The sequence below is a fragment of the Photorhabdus namnaonensis genome (assembly GCF_001684335.1).
GTDB classification, from domain to species: Bacteria; Pseudomonadota; Gammaproteobacteria; order Enterobacterales; family Enterobacteriaceae; genus Photorhabdus; species Photorhabdus namnaonensis.
This window is the reverse complement of sequence record NZ_LOIC01000022.1, coordinates 1-18,095: the sequence shown is the minus strand read 5'-3', so window position 1 is coordinate 18,095 and position 18,095 is coordinate 1. Positions and strand designations below refer to the sequence as shown.

Sequence of the window (18,095 nt, the reverse complement as noted above, 5' to 3'; positions counted from 1 at the left end):
GCAGGGTATTCATGGCTAAGCAATCATTGAAAGCACGTGATGTAAAACGTGCGAAATTAGCTGAAAAATTCTTCACTAAACGTGTGGAATTAAAAGCTATCATTTCTGATGTGAATGTATCTGATGAAGAGCGTTGGAATGCTGTTCTTAAGCTGCAAACACTGCCACGTGATTCCAGCCCTTCTCGTCAGCGTAACCGCTGCCGCCAAACTGGTCGTCCGCATGCGTTTTTGCGGAAGTTTGGGTTGAGCCGAATTAAAGTCCGTGAAGCCGCTATGCGCGGTGAAATTCCGGGCCTTAAAAAGGCTAGCTGGTAATTGTCACCAATTGAATCACGGGAGTAAAGACAGATGAGCATGCAAGATCCCATCGCGGATATGCTGACCCGTATCCGTAACGGTCAGGCCGCGAATAAAGTTGCGGTCACCATGCCTTCCTCCAAGCTGAAAGTGGCAATTGCCAAAGTGCTGAAGGAAGAAGGTTATATTGAAGATTATAAAATTGAAGGCGACACCAAGCCAGAGCTGGAATTAGTACTGAAATACTTCCAAGGTAAGGCTGTTGTAGAAAGTATTCAGCGTGTAAGCCGCCCAAGTCTGCGCATCTATAAGAAAAAAGATGAGCTGCCACAAGTTATGGCTGGCTTGGGTATCGCTGTTGTTTCTACCTCTAAAGGTGTAATGACTGATCGTGCAGCTCGCCAAGCTGGTCTTGGTGGCGAGATTCTCTGCTACGTAGCTTAATTCGGGAGGAAAGAATGTCTCGTGTTGCAAAAGCACCCGTCGTTATTCCTGCCGACGTAGAGGTAAAACTCGACGGTCAGGTTATTTCGATTAAGGGTAAAAACGGCGAGCTAAGTCGTACAATCCACAGCGCAGTTGAAGTTAAGCATGAAGATAATCAACTGACCTTCGCTCCACGCGATGGTTATGTTGGTGGTTGGGCACAGGCGGGTACAACTCGTTCTTTGCTGAATGCTATGGTTATCGGTGTTACCGAAGGCTTCACTAAGAAGCTTCAACTGGTAGGTGTTGGTTATCGTGCAGCAGTAAAAGGCAATGTTGTCAATATGTCTTTGGGCTTCTCACATCCAGTTGACCATGAACTGCCAGCAGGCATTACTGCAGAATGTCCGTCACAAACTGAAATCGTACTAAAGGGTGCTGATAAACAGGTAATCGGTCAGGTTGCGGCAGAACTGCGTGCCTATCGTCGTCCTGAGCCTTATAAAGGTAAGGGTGTTCGTTACGCCGACGAAGTCGTGCGTATCAAAGAGGCTAAGAAGAAGTAAGGTAACACTATGGATAAGAAAGCAGCTCGTATCCGTCGTGCGACCCGCGCACGCCGCAAGCTCCAGGAACTGGGTGCAACTCGCCTGGTGGTACATCGTACCCCTCGCCATATTTATGCGCAGGTTATAGCACCAAACGGTTCTGAAACTTTGGTGGCAGCTTCTACTACAGAAAAAGCTATCAATGAGCAACTGAAATACACTGGAAATAAAGAAGCAGCAGCAGCAGTTGGCAAGGCAATTGCTGAACGTGCGTTGGAGAAAGGTATTAAAGATGTATCTTTTGACCGCTCTGGTTTCCAATATCATGGTCGAGTCCAGGCACTGGCAGATGCTGCCCGTGAAGCTGGCCTTCAGTTCTAAGGTAGAGGTGTAAGATGGCTCACATCGAAAAACAAGCTGGCGAACTGCAGGAAAAGCTGATTGCGGTAAATCGCGTATCTAAAACCGTAAAAGGTGGCCGGATTTTCAGCTTTACCGCACTTACTGTTGTAGGTGATGGTAATGGTCGCGTTGGTTTTGGCTACGGCAAAGCACGCGAAGTTCCGGCAGCAATCCAGAAAGCGATGGAAAAAGCCCGTCGCAATATGAAAACCGTCGCACTGAACAGCGGCACTTTGTATCACCCAGTAAAAGGTGCACACACTGGTTCCCGTGTGTTCATGCAGCCTGCTCACGAAGGTACTGGTATCATCGCAGGCGGTGCTATGCGTGCTGTTTTGGAAGTGGCTGGTGTTCGTAACGTACTGGCTAAAACCTATGGTTCCACTAACCCTATTAATGTGGTTCGTGCAACTCTGGATGCTTTAGACAGCATGAAGTCTCCAGAAATGGTCGCAGCTAAGCGTGGTAAATCCGTCGAAGAAATTCTGGGGTAATGACCATGGCTAAGACTATTAAAATAACACAGATTCGCAGTTCAATCGGCCGTTTGCCTAAGCATAAGGCAACTTTGGTTGGTTTAGGTCTGCGCCGTATCGGTCATACAGTAGAGCGTGAAGATACTCCTGCTATACGTGGTATGATCAACTTGGTTTCCTATATGGTTAAAGTTGAGGAGTAACAGATGCGCTTAAATACTCTGTCTCCGGCTGAAGGTTCCAAGCATGCGCCTAAACGTGTAGGTCGTGGTATTGGTTCTGGTTTGGGTAAAACCGGTGGCCGTGGTCACAAAGGCCAGAAGTCTCGTTCTGGCGGTGGCGTACGCCGTGGTTTTGAAGGTGGTCAGATGCCTTTATACCGTCGTTTGCCAAAATTTGGTTTTACTTCACGTAAGGCGATGGTTACAGCAGAAGTTCGTTTATCTGATTTTGCTGCCGTTGAAGGCGATATTATCGATCTGAACGCATTGAAAGCCGCTAATATTGTTGGCATTCAAATTGAGTTCGCGAAAGTTATTCTTTCTGGTGAAATCAATCGTGTAGTAACTGTGCGTGGCCTTCGTGTTACTAAAGGCGCTCGTGCTGCAATTGAAGCTGCTGGCGGTAAAATTGAGGAATAAGTAACAGATGGCTAAACAACCAGGATTAGATTTTCAAAGTGCTAAAGGTGGACTAGGCGAGCTGAAACGTAGGCTGTTGTTTGTTATTGGCGCGTTAATTGTTTTCCGCATTGGTTCTTTTATTCCTATCCCTGGTATTGATGCCACTGTGCTTGCCAAATTGCTCGAACAGCAAAGGGGCACCATCATAGAAATGTTTAACATGTTCTCTGGTGGTGCTTTAAGTCGTGCTTCTATCTTTGCACTGGGGATAATGCCGTATATTTCTGCGTCTATTATTATTCAGTTGTTGACGGTGGTTCATCCAACGTTGGCAGAGATTAAGAAGGAAGGGGAAGCTGGTCGTCGTAAGATTAGCCAGTATACTCGCTATGGTACTTTAGTGCTGGCTATATTCCAGTCAATCGGTATTGCTACTGGTTTGCCAAATATGCCAGGAATGCAAGGACTGGTGATCAATCCAGGGCTTGCTTTCTACTTCACGGCTGTTGTGAGCCTGGTTACTGGGACTATGTTCCTAATGTGGCTGGGTGAGCAGATTACTGAGCGCGGTATTGGAAACGGTATCTCTATCATAATCTTTGCTGGTATTGTTGCGGGTTTGCCGCCGGCCATTGGCCATACCATCGAGCAAGCTCGGCAAGGCGACCTGCACTTCCTCCTGTTGCTGTTGGTTGCAGTATTAGTGTTTGCAGTAACTTTCTTCGTTGTTTTCATGGAGCGTGGCCAACGGCGTATCGTTGTTAACTATGCGAAACGTCAACAGGGTCGCCGAGTTTATGCTGCACAGAGCACACATTTACCGTTGAAAGTGAATATGGCTGGGGTTATCCCTGCAATTTTTGCTTCCAGCATTATTCTGTTCCCTGGTACCATAGCGTCTTGGTTCGGGGGAGGAACTGGTTGGAACTGGCTGACTACTGTTTCAATGTATTTGCAGCCTGGGCAACCGCTTTATGTGTTACTCTACGCGTCTGCAATCATCTTCTTCTGTTTTTTCTATACTGCGTTGGTTTTCAACCCGAGAGAAACAGCAGATAACCTGAAGAAGTCCGGTGCATTTGTACCAGGAATTCGTCCGGGAGAGCAAACAGCCAAGTACATTGATAAAGTAATGACGCGCCTAACTTTAGTTGGTGCGATGTATATTACTTTTATCTGCTTAATCCCGGAGTTCATGCGTGATGCGATGAAGGTGCCATTTTATTTTGGTGGTACTTCGCTACTTATCGTAGTTGTAGTCATCATGGACTTTATGGCTCAAGTGCAAACTCTGATGATGTCAAGTCAGTATGAGTCTGCATTGAAGAAGGCAAATCTTAAAGGTTATAACCGTTAATTGGTTTGCTTGAGAAGTTACGGAGAGTAAAAATGAAAGTTCGTGCTTCCGTCAAGAAATTATGCCGCAACTGCAAAATCGTTAAGCGTAACGGTGTCGTTCGTGTGATTTGTAGTGCAGAGCCTAAGCATAAACAACGCCAAGGCTAATAAAATAGCATATTTTTCTTGCAAAGTCGGTTTGAGCTGGCTAAATTAGCCAGCCAATCTTTTTTATATCACAGCAACACTGTTTGAGTATCCTGAAAACGGGCTTTTCAGAATGGTGTTGCGGTAAATAAATAACTTAGGAGTGCATAGTGGCCCGTATAGCAGGCATTAACATTCCTGATCAGAAGCATACCGTGATCGCTTTAACATCGATTTACGGAATTGGTAAAACTCGCTCTCAAGCTATTTGTGCTGCGGCGGGTATTGCTGAACATGTTAAGATCAGCGAGCTGTCTGAAGAGCAAATTGATAAGCTGCGTGACGAAGTTGCTAAATACGTTGTAGAAGGCGATTTGCGTCGTGAAGTAACCCTGAGCATCAAACGTCTGATGGATCTTGGTACTTATCGTGGTTTACGTCACCGTCGTGGTCTACCTGTTCGCGGCCAGCGTACTAAGACCAATGCACGTACCCGTAAGGGTCCACGTAAGCCGATCAAGAAATAATCGGGGTATTGTATAATGGCAAAAGCACCTATTCGTGCACGTAAGCGTGTAAGAAAGCAAGTCTCTGACGGTGTGGCTCATATCCATGCTTCTTTCAACAACACCATCGTGACCATTACTGACCGTCAGGGTAATGCCCTGGGTTGGGCAACTGCCGGTGGTTCCGGTTTCCGTGGTTCTCGTAAATCTACTCCGTTTGCAGCTCAAGTTGCAGCAGAGCGCTGTGCTGAAGCAGTGAAAGAATACGGAATTAAGAACCTGGAAGTTATGGTTAAAGGACCTGGTCCTGGCCGTGAGTCAACTATTCGAGCGTTAAATGCGGCAGGTTTCCGCATTACTAACATTACTGATGTGACTCCGATCCCTCATAACGGTTGTCGTCCACCTAAAAAACGTCGCGTTTAATACGTTTACTTTTTTAGGTTCGATTGGAGAAAGAAAATGGCAAGATATTTGGGTCCTAAGCTCAAGCTGAGCCGTCGCGAGGGTACAGATCTATTCCTGAAGTCTGGCGTTCGCGCGATTGACACCAAGTGTAAATTAGAACAAGCACCTGGGCAGCATGGCGCACGTAAACCGCGTCTGTCTGACTACGGTGTGCAGTTACGTGAAAAACAAAAAGTTCGTCGTATTTACGGTGTTCTGGAACGTCAATTCCGTAACTACTATAAAGAAGCAACTCGTCTTAAAGGCAACACAGGTGAAAACTTGCTGAGTTTGCTGGAAGGTCGTCTGGACAACGTTGTTTACCGTATGGGTTTCGGGGCGACTCGCGCTGAGTCACGCCAAATGGTAAGCCATAAGGCTATCATGGTAAATGGCCGCGTTGTTAACATCGCTTCTTATCAGGTATCCCCGAATGACGTAGTCAGCGTTCGCGAAAAATCGAAAAAGCAGTCTCGTATCAAGGCGGCTTTAGAGCTGGCTGAGCAGCGTGAGAAACCAACTTGGTTGGAGGTTGATGCTATGAAGATGGAAGGTGTGTTCAAACGTATTCCAGAACGTGCTGATCTGTCTGCTGACATCAACGAACACCTGATCGTCGAGCTTTACTCTAAGTAAAGCTTAGCACCAAAGAGAGGACACAATGCAGGGTTCTGTGACAGAGTTTCTAAAACCGCGCCTGGTTGATATCGAGCAAGTCAGTTCGACGCACGCCAAGGTGACCCTTGAGCCATTAGAGCGTGGCTTTGGCCATACTCTAGGTAACGCACTGCGCCGTATTCTGCTTTCGTCTATGCCGGGTTGTGCGGTGACTGAGGTTGAGATTGATGGTGTACTGCATGAGTACAGCACCAAAGAAGGTGTACAGGAAGATATCCTGGAGATTCTCCTCAACCTGAAAGGGCTGGCGGTAAGAGTTCAGGGAAAAGATGAAGTTATTCTTACCTTGAATAAGTCTGGCATTGGCCCTGTGACTGCAGCCGACATTATCCACGACGGAGATGTCGAAATCGTCAAGCCGCAGCATGTAATCTGCCACCTGACTGACGAAACTGCTTCTATAAGCATGCGCATTAAAGTTCAGCGTGGTCGAGGTTATGTGCCGGCTTCTGCCCGGATTCATTCGGAAGAAGATGAGCGCCCTATTGGTCGTTTGTTAGTAGACGCTTGTTATAGCCCAGTAGAGCGTATTGCCTACAATGTTGAAGCAGCGCGTGTAGAACAACGTACCGATTTGGACAAGTTGGTTATCGAGATGGAAACTAACGGTACAATCGATCCTGAAGAGGCGATTCGCCGTGCAGCTACTATTTTGGCTGAACAGCTAGAAGCTTTTGTTGATTTACGTGATGTACGTCAGCCAGAAGTAAAAGAAGAGAAGCCAGAGTTTGATCCGATCCTGCTGCGCCCTGTTGACGATCTGGAATTGACTGTCCGCTCTGCTAACTGTCTTAAGGCAGAAGCTATCCACTACATCGGTGATTTGGTACAGCGTACCGAGGTTGAGTTACTTAAGACACCTAACCTGGGTAAAAAATCTCTTACAGAGATCAAAGACGTACTGGCTTCACGTGGCTTATCTCTGGGCATGCGCTTAGAAAACTGGCCGCCAGCAAGTATTGCTGATGAATAACTAGATCACAGGTTAAGGTTTTACTGAGAAGGATAAGGTCATGCGCCATCGTAAGAGTGGTCGTCAATTGAACCGCAACAGCAGCCATCGCCAAGCTATGTTCCGCAACATGGCAGGTTCTTTGGTTCGTCATGAAATCATCAAGACGACTCTGCCTAAAGCGAAAGAACTGCGTCGCGTCGTTGAGCCGCTGATTACTCTTGCCAAGATCGACAGCGTAGCTAATCGTCGTCTGGCATTCGCCCGTACTCGTGATAACGAAATCGTGGCAAAACTGTTTAATGAGCTGGGCCCGCGTTTTGCGAGCCGCGCAGGTGGTTACACTCGTATTCTTAAGTGTGGCTTCCGTGCTGGTGACAATGCTCCGATGGCATACATCGAGCTTGTTGACTGTGCCATTGAGCTTCAAACAGAAGTTGCGACTGCGGAGTAATCTGTAGGGGCATATAAAAGAACCGGGTTTATCCCGGTTTTTTTACGTTTGTATATAATGAATCTCTAACTTATTTCTTTTCATCCTGCTATGCTGATATCTCAAGCAATGTGATCTATTGTAGGAGATATAAAGATGTATCGTATTGGCCAACTGGCTAAATTAGCGAATGTAACTCCTGATACTGTGCGTTTCTATGAAAAACAAGGAATGATGGAACATCAGAACCGTACAGAAGGAGGATATAGACTTTATACAGAGCAAGATCTACAGCGCCTTCGGTTTATACGTTATGCTAAGCAATTGGGGTTTACATTGGAGGCTATTACAGAATTATTGTCTATCCGTGTAGATCCAGCACATCATACTTGTGAAGAGTCGAAGCAAATTGTGGATGCTAGGTTAATGGAAGTGGAGGAAAAACTTTTTGAAATGCGAAAAATGCGTGATTCACTTAAGATGTTAAGTGATGCTTGCTGTGGTAGCTCTCATATAAGTACTTATTGTTCTATTCTTGAAACGTTAGAACAAGGTGCTTTAAATAAGAAATAAGTGATTTTTCTTTATTATTGAAAATTCAGAGAGTACAATTGTTATGTTTTCAGATAAATTAATATGATAGAGGCATATGATGACTACATATCACCATAAAAAAGGTGTAATAAAGGATAGTGCTCTAGAAGCTTTATTACGTGATCCACTATTTAAACAACGGGTTGAAAAAAATAAAAAGGGAAAGGGAAGTTACCAAAGGAAAGGAAAACATAGTAAAGCAAGTAGCTGGGAGACCAGTAGTAAGGGGTTATTAGACTCTTTACTACTGGTCTTTTAGTTTAATAGGTTAATTTGCTATTTTTCAGTAAGTTATGAATTTCTAATAGTGTTCTTGTTTCAGTAATTGAGGGTATCTGATATAGCTTTGATTTCTTTTTACTAAATGACCTGTTTATTAGTCTCATTGTGTAGAAAACAGCGAATGATGGTACAGTGTTCTTTTGGAATCATATCGATGCCGACGTTAGTAGCTAAATTGGCAAAATTATTTTTCATAGTAAATTTATAGATTAATTTAAAAATTTCATCACACTCTTCTTATTAAAACGTACCAAGTGGTATCAATTATTGTTTTCGAATTATATGACTGATATATAATTAACCCGAATTCTGTTTAAGCCGTCACTGAAAAATCGTCTTCCGAATAGAAAATTTTCAGTGATGGCCTCTTCCATTTAAGGCAGTAAGCAATCAAACCGCCTAAAACGGTCAACATAAATCCTTTTATACTTCGATGGCGAGAATGCTCTATTTGAGAAACGGTTTTTAATTGTCCATTAATCGTTTCGATGATGGAACGCCTTGATAACATTATCTTATCCCACTCAGCCAGCAGCTGTGCTTTCATATTTTGGCGCTTTTGGGTGATGAAAGTGACACCGGTTTTGCCTAAATTGTCTGCCAGTTCCTGACTGAGATAACCTTTATCGCCGTAAAGCGAACCCGTTAATTCTGTTGTTAATTCGCGAACAGGTTCCCGATCATCCACATTACCGGCAGTGATTTTAAGCGCCAGAATTTCCCCCTGGTGATTGACAACCAGGTGTAATTTGAAACCATAAAACCATCCCATTGAATTTTTTCCGCGCTTGGCTATCCCGGCAAAGACCTTATGCCGAGGAATGAGAATGTTATGGCAGACATTCAAACGGGTGGAATCAATAAAGGCAATGCCTGTGGGTTTTCCTTTTAATTGAGTCAGATAGCTGCATAGTGGTGCAAAAACGGAAGGGGCCACACTGACAAAACGGGGATAGCTGAACAAGGTGGGAAAATCGTTGTGGCGATATTGCCAAATGTGTTCTAGATAAAAATGTTTAAAATTCCGGTAATGTGACAGATGAAAAAGGATCAAAATGGTCATGATTTCACTGGGAGACATGTGACCTTGTCGGCGGCGTAAACGATGCCCGCTATCGAGACAAAATTGTTCCCGTTGAGGGATGAAAAAATGGCAAAAATCATCGACGTCGCAGAAAATTTCAACTAAGTTATTCATAGTCTGTTCCTCCCCGGAGCTGTTTTCGGCGTTCACCAAAACTTTGCTCCTGGAACAGGCTTCATGTTAATTTCTTATCCAGAATTCGGGTTAACTATTTCTTTGGTTTTTAAAGGAAAAAAGGGCTTGGTTGGAATAATTTCTCTACTTCGGGGACAAATTTCTTATCTGTAATAAACATAATTACATGATCTCCTTGTTCGATCACGCTGTAATCATTGGCAATAATGACTTCCTCTCCGCGTGCTATTGCACCAATTGTAGTGCCTGGTGGTAATTTAATATCACCTACAGCTCGACCAACAACCTTTGATGTGTTTTCGTCTCCATGAGCAATCGCTTCGATAGCTTCGGCCACTCCGCGACGCAATGAGGAAACGCTTACGATATCTGCTTTGCGGACATGGCCTAGTAGCGCGGATATTGTCGCTTGTTGTGGAGAGATTGCAATATCAATGACACCACCTTGAACTAAATCGACATATGCACTACGTTGGATGAGAACCATGGCTTTTTTGGCTCCCATGCGTTTGGCAAGCATTGCGGACATGATATTTGCTTCGTCATCGTTGGTTAGAGCAATAAATACATCTACTTGTTCTACATGTTCTTCAGCTAATAACTCTTGATCGGAGGCATCCCCATAGAAAACAATGGTGTCATGTAATAATTCAGCTAGTTCTGTAGCTCTTTGTTGATTTCGTTCGATTAATTTAACCCTGTAATCTTTTTCGAGACGTAGTGCAAGGCCGGCACCTACATTACCACCACCTACGATCATAATACGCTTGTAGGGTTTTTCTAAACGTTGAAGCTCACTCATTACAGCACGAATATGTTGTGATGCAGTGACAAAGAAAACTTCGTCACCGGCTTCAATAATTGTAGAACCTTGTGGTCTTATTGGTCTATCCTGACGGAATATTGCAGCAACTCTGGTATTAATGTGTGGCATGTGCTCACGAAGTGAGGAAAGTGCATTTCCTACAAGTGAGCCTCCATAATAAGCTTTTACTGCAACAATACTTACTCGGCCTTCGGCAAAGTTAACAACTTGTAAGGCACCAGGATATTGAATTAGTTTGTAAATATAATCTATGACAAGTTGTTCTGGTGAAATAAGATAGTCAATAGGAATATCATTAGGGAGAAAAAGTTTATCTGCTTCGCGGATATATTCTGCTGCGCGTATTCGCGCAACTTTATTTGGTGTGTTGAATAAAGAATAAGCAATTTGGCATGCAATCATGTTAGTTTCGTCAGAATTAGTTACAGCAACTAACATATCAGCATCTTCAGCACCAGCTTCTCTTAATACCTTGGGGTAAGAGCCATGACCATTGACTACTCTGAGATCGAATTTATCTTGTAGTTGGTGTAAACGGTTAGGATCAGTATCGACTATAGTGATATCATTATTCTCACCTACCAGATTTTCAGCTAATGTACCGCCAACTTGACCTGCACCAAGAATAATTATTTTCATAGTATTCTCTAATTTATTGAAAACAAATAATTATCTTTATGAATTGCAAAGATATATTACTGTTTAATTAATCGAGCGTAAAAGAAACCATCGCCACCATTTAACTCAGGTATTATTTGTTTTCCCGGACAATCATTTGCTTCTGCTCCCGCTAGTTTTGCATCTGGGTGGCGTTTTAAAAACGAGCTGATTTGCTGGCTATTTTCATCTGGTAGAATAGAACAGGTTGCATATACTAGTGTGCCGCCTTTCTTTAAGTATGGCCAGATTGCATCAAGAATCTCAGATTGTAATTGAACTAATTGAGTAATATCTTCCTCGCGGCGTAACCATTTGATATCAGGATGGCGACGGATTACTCCTGTTGCTGAACACGGGGCATCTAAAAGAATGCGGTCGAATTGCTGATTTTCTGCCCATTGTTCAGGGTGGCGTCCGTCACCGGTTTTTACTGTAGCGTGGCAATTAAGGCGTTGGAGATTTTCTTTTACTCGTTTGATTCTTTGCTCATCAACATCTACCGCTAATACTTGAGATTCTGGTGCTACTTCGAGGATATGTGTTGTTTTCCCTCCAGGTGCTGCACAAAGATCGAGAATTTTCTCTCCATTAGTGGGTTTTAGTAACTCGACACACTCTTGTGCGGATACATCTTGGACAGTGACCCAACCTTTGTCAAATCCAGGTAATATTGTTACAGGGCAAGGTGAAATTATGCGGATAGCATAAGGTGATTTGGGCGTTGGTTCCGCATCAATTCCCGATTTGTGAAGAAGAGTGAGATATTCATCCCGACTATGATATATACGATTAACTCGTAACCACATAGGTGGTTTTTTATTATTAGAATTAATAAATTGTTGCCATTGTTGTGGATAGGCTTTTTGGATTCGAGTTAATAGCCATACTGGATGTAAGTGATGGCTGGGATTATTTTGTACACATTCCATTAACTGTAGCTGTTGTCTCTGAAATTGGCGAAGAACGCCGTTAATTAGCCCTTTTAATTGAGGATACTTCAGCGTTACGGCCCCATTTACTGTTTCAGCAAGTGCTGCATGGGCTGGGATGCGAGTATAGGCAAGTTGGTATATTCCAACCATAAGTAGGTAATGAAGAATACGTTGTTTACCTTTTAATGGTTTTGCCATTAGTTGACCTATTATCCACTCTAGTTGTGGTAATACGCGTAATACTCCGAAAGATAATTCCTGTAATAAGGGTTTATCTTTATCGGTTATATTTTGTTGCAGTTTGGGTAAGACTGTACTCAGAGACTGTCCTTGGTCCAGAACTTGATTGATTGCTTTTGCGGCAACACTTCGTAGATTATATGTGTTTTTCATAGTTAAAAAAGCTGACAAAAGCCAGCATTAAGAGAAAATTTGTGAGAATACTTACAGCATAAAATAGTATTTAATTGATTTTATTGCCTGGTGTAAACCATTCACGTTTAGAGTTAAGTAGATTTGCTGCTGACATTGCTTTTTTACCAGCAGGCTGTAATTGAGTAATGTTCAGAATTCCATCAGCAGTGGCAATATAAATACCTTTTTTGTCTGCTTTCAATACAGTTCCTGGTTCTGCAGAAGTTTGTTCTTCAATGGCTTCTGCTTTCCAAATTTTAATAGGTTGTCCTTCCATCTCGAAAAAGCTCATGGGCCAGGGATTAAATGCACGAATACAGCGTTCGAGGTGGGTTGCAGATAGTTCCCAATCTATACGGGCTTCTTCTTTGCTTAGTTTTTCAGCGTAGGTAACTAAATTTTCGTTTTGAATTTCAGGTTGATTTTTACCCGATGTTATTAACGATAATGTTTCGAGTAACGCATCTGGCCCAATGTTGGCCAGTTTTTCGTATAAACTGGTGCTGGTATCCTCAGGTGTAATAGGGCAGCTTGCTTTATATAGCATGTTGCCAGTATCAAGACCTATATCCATTTGCATGATCGTTACGCCTGTTTCTGTATCGCCAGCCCAGAGCGAGCGTTGAATGGGGGCTGCACCTCGCCAACGTGGTAATAGGGAGCCATGTACGTTTAGGCAGCCTAATCTTGGAATATTTAAAACAGCCTTAGGAAGGATCAATCCATAGGCAACAACTATGAGAACATCAGGCTGTTGTTTTAGAATCCATTGTTGGTTTTCTTCTGAGCGTAAAGTAGCTGGCTGAAAAACGGTGATGTTACGTTCCTCTGCCAGTACCTTTACAGGACTGGGTGTCAGTTTTTTACCTCTTCCTGCCGGTCTATCTGGTTGAGTTAGAACGCCAACCACCTCATGCTTAGACATTAACAAAGCCTCTAAATGGCGTGCTGCAAAATCAGGTGTTCCGGCAAAAATAATACGTAAAGAATCAGACACGTTTATTTCCTGTATTAATTAATTTACTTGGTTCGGTTTTTTTGTTTGTCCAGTTTTTCTACTTTCTGGCGTATACGTTGGCGTTTCAGTGGAGATAAGTAATCCACAAAAAGTTTACCAATTAAATGGTCCATCTCGTGCTGAATACAAATTGCTAGCAGGCCATCAGCTTGTAATTCAAATGGTTGGCCATTGTAATCTAGGGCTTTGATTTTGACTTTTTCGGCTCGTGGCACCAGTGCTCGTTGCTCAGGAATAGACAAACAGCCCTCTTCTATCCCAGTTTCGCCACTTTTTTCCAGTAATTCTGGGTTGATAAGAACGAGACGCTCATTACGTGTTTCTGATACGTCAATAACAACAATACGCTGATGAATATCAACTTGTGTTGCGGCCAAACCAATGCCTTCTTCTGCATACATAGTTTCAAACATATCATCAATGATACGTCGAATCTCTGCATCAACTGTTTCAACTGGCGTTGCAATAGTGCGAAGCCGCTCGTCTGGGTAATGTAATACTTGTAATACTGACATATATGTTTAGATCTGCGTCCAAAATGTTAATGGTATTCTATGTCTATTCTAGACATTTCCCGTTTAGATTGACAGTATCGATTGCTAATTGAGCAATTTAGTTTTGTCCGTCAATCTTAGCTAGGATGACAACATGGAAGCTATGGAAGTGTGGTTGCGAATGAAGATGGTTTCTCATTTGGCAACAGAGAGAGCAGCAAATGTTGCAGAAAAATTATTACATTCCGGGAATCGTTACCTCACTGTGCTGAAAGATAGTGGATTATCGTCAGCACAATCTCTGCAATTTACTAAAGTAAATAAAACCTTACTCGCTTCATGCCTTAAGTGGCTGGAACAACCAGAGCACCATTTATTGACATATTCTCATCCTTCGTATCCACCTCTATTAAAGCAGATACATACCCCTCCGCTTGTGCTTTTTGTGTCAGGAAAACCAGATATCCTTTTGAAGAAGCAGGTGGCGATGGTAGGGAGTAGGACAGCAAGCTATTATGGTGAGAAATGGGGAAGAATTTTTGCAAGTGAACTGGTTGGATATGAGTTAGTTATTACTAGTGGTTTAGCTATTGGTATTGATGGTATTTGTCACCGAGCTGCATTGGATAGTGGAGGCGAAACAGTAGCTGTATTAGGTAGTGGGCTTGGGCAGATTTATCCTCATAGACACGGATCATTAGCAAAGCAAATTGAGGAGAATGGTGCTCTTGTTTCTGAATTTTTTCCGGATACGCCGCCACGTGCAAAAAATTTTCCTAAAAGAAATCGGATAATCAGTGGATTAAGCTCAGCAGTGATTGTTGTAGAAGCAGGTCAAAATAGTGGTTCGTTAATTACTGCTCGTTGTGCTCTTGAACAAGGAAGGGATGTATTTGCATTACCAGGGCTTTTGGGAAATTCAGTGAGCGAAGGGAATCACTGGTTAATAAAACAAGGCGCATATTTATCTACAAATGCAATGGATATTGTGGAACATGTTTACAGTTCACTACAATGGTTGAATATGGAAAGAGCTGAGGAAGAAGTAAAACCACAGTTTGAGCAAACTGAGTTGCCATTTACGGATGTGCTAGCTAATGTAGGAGCGGAAATTACGCCTGTTGATATTATTGCTCAGCGTTCTTCATTACCTATAACTGAGGTAATGACAAAGCTCCTTGAGCTGGAACTACTGGGTAAGGTGGCTGTGGTTACTGGTGGTTATGTGCGTGTGAGTTAAATTAACTGAATTTCCAGAGTCCTGCTCAACGTCATATGAGAATAATTTTTTGAGTGAAAATAATATGGCAAAAAGGGTTCCTTTCTCCACTAATGAAACTGAATATTGCCCTAAATGTGGTTCTGTATTAGTTATACGTAATGGTATCCACGGCCCATTTCTTGGATGTTCTGGTTATCCTTCATGTCAATATATTCGCCCATTAAAAGGGCAAAGTGATGGTCATGTGGTAAAAGAACTTGAAGGGCAACTGTGTCCGGCGTGTGGAGCCAATTTGATTTTGTGTCAAGGGCGTTATGGAATGTTCATTGGCTGTAGCCGTTATCCTAAATGCGAACATGCAGAGCTAATTGATAAGCCGGATGAGACGTTAATAGCCTGCCCGCAATGTAAAAAAGGGCAACTACTCCAAAGGAAATCACGTTTCGGAAAAATTTTCCATGCGTGTAACTGTTACCCTAATTGCCAGTTTGTATTAAATAGTAAGCCAATCGCGAGTGAATGTATGTTTTGTTCTTATCCATTGCTGGTTGAAAAACGTACACTGCAAGGTATGAAGTTATTTTGTGCCAGTAAGTTGTGTGGAAAACAGCAAATAAATTAAGTAATTAAGTAGAGTAATAAAATGAGCAATAAAGGACTATCTGCATTTGGGAATGTACTAACTGCATTAAAAGCAGAAAAAGTGATTGCCTATCCGACTGAAGCTGTTTTTGGACTTGGATGTGATCCTGATAGTGAAAAAGCGGTAAATGAACTGCTTATATTAAAGAAACGTCCTTGGCAGAAAGGGTTGATTCTTATCGCAGATAATTATGAACAATTACAGCCATATCTTGATGATAAATTTCTAACAGAAGAACAAAAAGAGACTATGTTTGCTTGTTGGCCTGGGCCTGTAACTTGGGTAATCCCTGCCAAATTCAGTACATCTAAATGGTTGACTGGGCAATTCACTACCTTGGCTGTCAGAGTTAGTGATCATCCTTTGGTGAAGCAGTTATGTACTTTTTATGGTAAACCGTTGGTGTCGACTAGTGCAAATTTGAATGGTCTTGCGCCATGTAAAACAGTAGAAGAAGTTAGACAACAGTTTGGGGATAAGCTTCCTATATTAAACGGAAATGTTGGAGGTCGAAAAAATCCTTCAGAAATTCGGGATGCTTTAACTGGTGAGCTTTATCGTCAAGGGTAGGGGAAGAATAAATATGGATCAATTTGCCGTCTTTGGTAATCCTATTGTGCACAGTAAATCTCCGCGTATCCACCAGTTATTTGCTGGGCAAACAGGTATTGAACATCGTTACGGGAAAATTCTAGTGCCGATAAGTAAATTTGAAGAGGCATTGAATGTATTTTTTAAACAGGGAGGTATAGGAGCCAATATTACTGTGCCATTTAAAGAGCAAGCATTTATTCGGGCAAATGAGTTGACTGAACGAGCAAGACTTAGTGGTGCAGTTAATACTTTGAAATTGCTGGATAATAATCAATTAATCGGTGATAACACGGATGGTATAGGGTTATTAACCGATTTGATACGACTTGGATTTATTACTCAAGGACAACATATTTTGATCATTGGCGCTGGTGGTGCTGCCAGAGGTGTTTTATTTCCATTATTAGAATTTGGTTGTGAAATTACAATAACAAACCGCACGTTTAGTCGCGCTACACAGGTTGCTAATGATTTTTCATCAATAGGTAATATTCGGCCTGTTGAGATGAAAACACTTAATAATCCTGAGTTTGAGCTCATTATCAATGCTACTGCGTCTGGTATTAATGGTGAGATTCCTTCTATATCTCCATTCATATTTAATGAAAATTGTGTCTGTTATGACATGTTTTACCAGGCTAATTTGACGCCCTTTATTTCCTTTGCTAAGAAGCATGGTGTTTCTCGTTATGCGGATGGATTAGGAATGTTAGTAGGGCAAGCTGCTCATTCATTTAAATTATGGCATGGCGTATTGCCTGAAATTACACCTGTATTGCTAACATTGGAACAGGAATTACATTCGTGAATCAATCTATTCAGTTTCCTGATAGAGAAGAGTGGAACGAACAAGAGCAGACAGTCATTTTTCCCGCACTGGTAAATGGATTGTTGGTTCAATGCGTGATAAGTGCCGAGGATCTTTTATACCGTTATGGAACAAAAGATCATCATCCACTAAGTCTTTTTCGACAAAATCGTTGGGATATAGAAGAGGAATTCGAATTAGTAATTAATAACGAGGATGATGATCGCTTGGGACGTTACATATTACCTTCCTGCAAATAGTTGTTTTTCAAGCTAACGTAGTGGCTTGCTGAATAACATAGTCCTTTTAATTCTTCAGGTTTTAGTTTTCTGACTTGACGGGCAGGGCTACCAATATAAAGGTACCCACTTTCTAACACTTTGCCTGGGGCTACTAGGCTGCCTGCGCCAACAATAACGTTATCTTCAATCACTGAACCATCAAGTAGGATGGAGCCCATACCGATGAGTACTTGATTACCGATAGTGCAGCCATGAAGTATAACTTTATGCCCGATAGTGACATCATCTCCCACAATTAAAGGGAAACCATGAGGATTGTCTGTTGTTTTGTGTGTCACATGTAATATAGAACCATCTTGAATGTTAGTACGTGCACCAATAGATACATAATTAACGTCCCCACGAATGACAACTAAAGGCCATATACTGACATCATCAGCAAGTCTAACATCACCAATGATTACACTAGACGAATCTAGCATAACGTTCTGACCAACTTCCGGTTGAGTATCAAGGTAACTGCGTAACGTTTCGGACATGTATACCTCTGATGAGAAAATGGAGATTTACTTTAAATAAGATTTTAGTGAGGAAAATACCAGTATGCAATGAAAGAAACTTCTTGAATTGGACTATATCGGTTTGAATGTTGCCCATAAAGGACAAGAATTCGCCTGTTGGTGATAAATGTGAAAAAAAGTATTGTATAAAAATCTGAGCTCCCTATAATGCGCCACCACTGACCGACACAACGCTGATAAACATTGTGAGGTCAGGCAGAGAGAAAGCGAATAAGCGCTTGACTCTGCGGGCGAAAAGCGTAATATACGCAGCCCGGCTGAACGAGAATGTTATTTTTTGATTCAGCCTGC

Annotated in this window: 27 protein-coding genes; 21 read left to right on the top strand and 6 right to left on the bottom strand. The window is 42.4% G+C overall.

The genetic code is table 11. The features are described 5' to 3' along the window. The first annotated feature begins 11 nt into the window (after positions 1-11). The 16 genes from rpsN (at position 12) to Phpb_RS05375 (ending at position 8,128) form a co-directional block, all read left to right on the top strand. Positions 12-317, top strand: a complete 306-nt coding sequence (gene rpsN, locus Phpb_RS05445) for a 30S ribosomal protein S14 (RefSeq protein ID WP_065389511.1) — start codon at positions 12-14, stop codon at positions 315-317. A gap of 33 nt (positions 318-350) precedes the next feature. Further along, a complete protein-coding gene (gene rpsH, locus Phpb_RS05440; RefSeq protein ID WP_011148781.1) occupies positions 351-743 on the top strand; it encodes a 30S ribosomal protein S8 in 393 nt (130 codons plus the stop codon). Between the two features lie 14 nt (positions 744-757). After that, a complete protein-coding gene (gene rplF / locus Phpb_RS05435) occupies positions 758-1,291 on the top strand; it encodes a 50S ribosomal protein L6 (protein WP_065389510.1) in 534 nt (177 codons plus the stop codon). A gap of 9 nt (positions 1,292-1,300) precedes the next feature. Then, complete coding sequence (rplR, locus tag Phpb_RS05430; protein ID WP_011148779.1) at positions 1,301-1,654, top strand: 50S ribosomal protein L18; 354 nt, start codon at positions 1,301-1,303, stop codon at positions 1,652-1,654. Positions 1,655-1,668: 14 nt separating this feature from the next. Further along, positions 1,669-2,169 (top strand): 30S ribosomal protein S5, encoded by a 501-nt coding sequence (gene rpsE, locus Phpb_RS05425; RefSeq protein WP_011148778.1) that lies wholly within the window; start codon positions 1,669-1,671, stop codon positions 2,167-2,169. A gap of 5 nt (positions 2,170-2,174) precedes the next feature. After that, on the top strand, positions 2,175-2,354 hold the full coding sequence (gene rpmD / locus Phpb_RS05420) for a 50S ribosomal protein L30 (RefSeq protein ID WP_036781914.1): 180 nt from the start codon (positions 2,175-2,177) through the stop codon (positions 2,352-2,354). Between the two features lie 3 nt (positions 2,355-2,357). After that, a complete protein-coding gene (rplO, locus tag Phpb_RS05415; RefSeq protein ID WP_065389509.1) occupies positions 2,358-2,792 on the top strand; it encodes a 50S ribosomal protein L15 in 435 nt (144 codons plus the stop codon). A gap of 7 nt (positions 2,793-2,799) precedes the next feature. Further along, the gene (gene secY / locus Phpb_RS05410; protein WP_065389508.1) at positions 2,800-4,131 is read left to right on the top strand and encodes a preprotein translocase subunit SecY; all 1,332 of its coding nucleotides are present in this window, start codon (positions 2,800-2,802) and stop codon (positions 4,129-4,131) included. A gap of 32 nt (positions 4,132-4,163) precedes the next feature. Beyond that, positions 4,164-4,280, top strand: coding sequence for a 50S ribosomal protein L36 (gene rpmJ, locus Phpb_RS23545; RefSeq protein ID WP_002227352.1), 117 nt, complete (start codon positions 4,164-4,166; stop codon positions 4,278-4,280). Positions 4,281-4,429: 149 nt separating this feature from the next. Continuing rightward, a complete protein-coding gene (rpsM, locus tag Phpb_RS05405; protein ID WP_011148774.1) occupies positions 4,430-4,786 on the top strand; it encodes a 30S ribosomal protein S13 in 357 nt (118 codons plus the stop codon). A gap of 15 nt (positions 4,787-4,801) precedes the next feature. Next, entirely contained in the window at positions 4,802-5,191 is a 390-nt protein-coding gene (rpsK, locus tag Phpb_RS05400; RefSeq protein ID WP_002919257.1) for a 30S ribosomal protein S11, read from the top strand. 36 nt (positions 5,192-5,227) lie between these two features. Continuing rightward, the gene (gene rpsD, locus Phpb_RS05395; RefSeq protein ID WP_065389507.1) at positions 5,228-5,848 is read left to right on the top strand and encodes a 30S ribosomal protein S4; all 621 of its coding nucleotides are present in this window, start codon (positions 5,228-5,230) and stop codon (positions 5,846-5,848) included. 25 nt (positions 5,849-5,873) lie between these two features. Beyond that, positions 5,874-6,863, top strand: coding sequence for a DNA-directed RNA polymerase subunit alpha (locus Phpb_RS05390; protein WP_011148772.1), 990 nt, complete (start codon positions 5,874-5,876; stop codon positions 6,861-6,863). A gap of 40 nt (positions 6,864-6,903) precedes the next feature. Continuing rightward, complete coding sequence (gene rplQ, locus Phpb_RS05385) at positions 6,904-7,296, top strand: 50S ribosomal protein L17 (protein ID WP_065389506.1); 393 nt, start codon at positions 6,904-6,906, stop codon at positions 7,294-7,296. A gap of 135 nt (positions 7,297-7,431) precedes the next feature. Next, positions 7,432-7,848, top strand: coding sequence for a Zn(2+)-responsive transcriptional regulator (zntR, locus tag Phpb_RS05380; RefSeq protein ID WP_065389505.1), 417 nt, complete (start codon positions 7,432-7,434; stop codon positions 7,846-7,848). Between the two features lie 79 nt (positions 7,849-7,927). Beyond that, positions 7,928-8,128 carry an alternative ribosome-rescue factor A gene (locus Phpb_RS05375; RefSeq protein ID WP_065389504.1) on the top strand — a complete coding sequence of 67 codons (201 nt, stop codon included), beginning with the start codon at positions 7,928-7,930 and terminating at the stop codon, positions 8,126-8,128. Positions 8,129-8,464: 336 nt separating this feature from the next. Here the strand turns inward: Phpb_RS05375 and Phpb_RS05370 are convergent, their stop codons facing one another. The 5 genes from Phpb_RS05370 to def form a co-directional block, all read right to left on the bottom strand. Then, the gene (locus tag Phpb_RS05370; RefSeq protein WP_065389517.1) at positions 8,465-9,349 is read right to left on the bottom strand and encodes an IS982 family transposase; all 885 of its coding nucleotides are present in this window, start codon (positions 9,347-9,349) and stop codon (positions 8,465-8,467) included. 109 nt (positions 9,350-9,458) lie between these two features. Next, the gene (gene trkA, locus Phpb_RS05365) at positions 9,459-10,835 is read right to left on the bottom strand and encodes a Trk system potassium transporter TrkA (protein WP_065389503.1); all 1,377 of its coding nucleotides are present in this window, start codon (positions 10,833-10,835) and stop codon (positions 9,459-9,461) included. Positions 10,836-10,891: 56 nt separating this feature from the next. Then, on the bottom strand, positions 10,892-12,181 hold the full coding sequence (gene rsmB / locus Phpb_RS05360; RefSeq protein ID WP_065389502.1) for a 16S rRNA (cytosine(967)-C(5))-methyltransferase RsmB: 1,290 nt from the start codon (positions 12,179-12,181) through the stop codon (positions 10,892-10,894). A gap of 70 nt (positions 12,182-12,251) precedes the next feature. Then, positions 12,252-13,199: a methionyl-tRNA formyltransferase gene (fmt, locus tag Phpb_RS05355; protein ID WP_065389501.1), complete on the bottom strand. Its 948-nt coding sequence runs from the start codon at positions 13,197-13,199 to the stop codon at positions 12,252-12,254. A 23-nt stretch (positions 13,200-13,222) separates the two neighbouring features. After that, positions 13,223-13,735 (bottom strand): peptide deformylase, encoded by a 513-nt coding sequence (gene def / locus Phpb_RS05350; protein WP_036781861.1) that lies wholly within the window; start codon positions 13,733-13,735, stop codon positions 13,223-13,225. Between the two features lie 133 nt (positions 13,736-13,868). Between def and dprA the strand changes: the two genes are divergently transcribed. The 5 genes from dprA (at position 13,869) to Phpb_RS05325 (ending at position 17,241) form a co-directional block, all read left to right on the top strand. Continuing rightward, positions 13,869-14,954: a DNA-protecting protein DprA gene (gene dprA, locus Phpb_RS05345; RefSeq protein ID WP_065389500.1), complete on the top strand. Its 1,086-nt coding sequence runs from the start codon at positions 13,869-13,871 to the stop codon at positions 14,952-14,954. Between the two features lie 64 nt (positions 14,955-15,018). Then, positions 15,019-15,558, top strand: a complete 540-nt coding sequence (locus Phpb_RS05340; RefSeq protein ID WP_065389516.1) for a DNA topoisomerase family protein — start codon at positions 15,019-15,021, stop codon at positions 15,556-15,558. 21 nt (positions 15,559-15,579) lie between these two features. After that, positions 15,580-16,149 (top strand): L-threonylcarbamoyladenylate synthase type 1 TsaC, encoded by a 570-nt coding sequence (gene tsaC / locus Phpb_RS05335; protein ID WP_065389499.1) that lies wholly within the window; start codon positions 15,580-15,582, stop codon positions 16,147-16,149. 13 nt (positions 16,150-16,162) lie between these two features. Continuing rightward, positions 16,163-16,981 carry a shikimate dehydrogenase gene (aroE, locus tag Phpb_RS05330; protein WP_065389498.1) on the top strand — a complete coding sequence of 273 codons (819 nt, stop codon included), beginning with the start codon at positions 16,163-16,165 and terminating at the stop codon, positions 16,979-16,981. Further along, entirely contained in the window at positions 16,978-17,241 is a 264-nt protein-coding gene (locus tag Phpb_RS05325) for a DUF1488 family protein (RefSeq protein ID WP_065389497.1), read from the top strand. The genes aroE and Phpb_RS05325 overlap by 4 nt, the downstream gene beginning before the upstream one ends. Here the strand turns inward: Phpb_RS05325 and Phpb_RS05320 are convergent. Continuing rightward, positions 17,217-17,762, bottom strand: coding sequence for a gamma carbonic anhydrase family protein (locus Phpb_RS05320; protein ID WP_065389496.1), 546 nt, complete (start codon positions 17,760-17,762; stop codon positions 17,217-17,219). The genes Phpb_RS05325 and Phpb_RS05320 overlap by 25 nt on opposite strands. Positions 17,763-18,095: the final 333 nt, after the last annotated feature.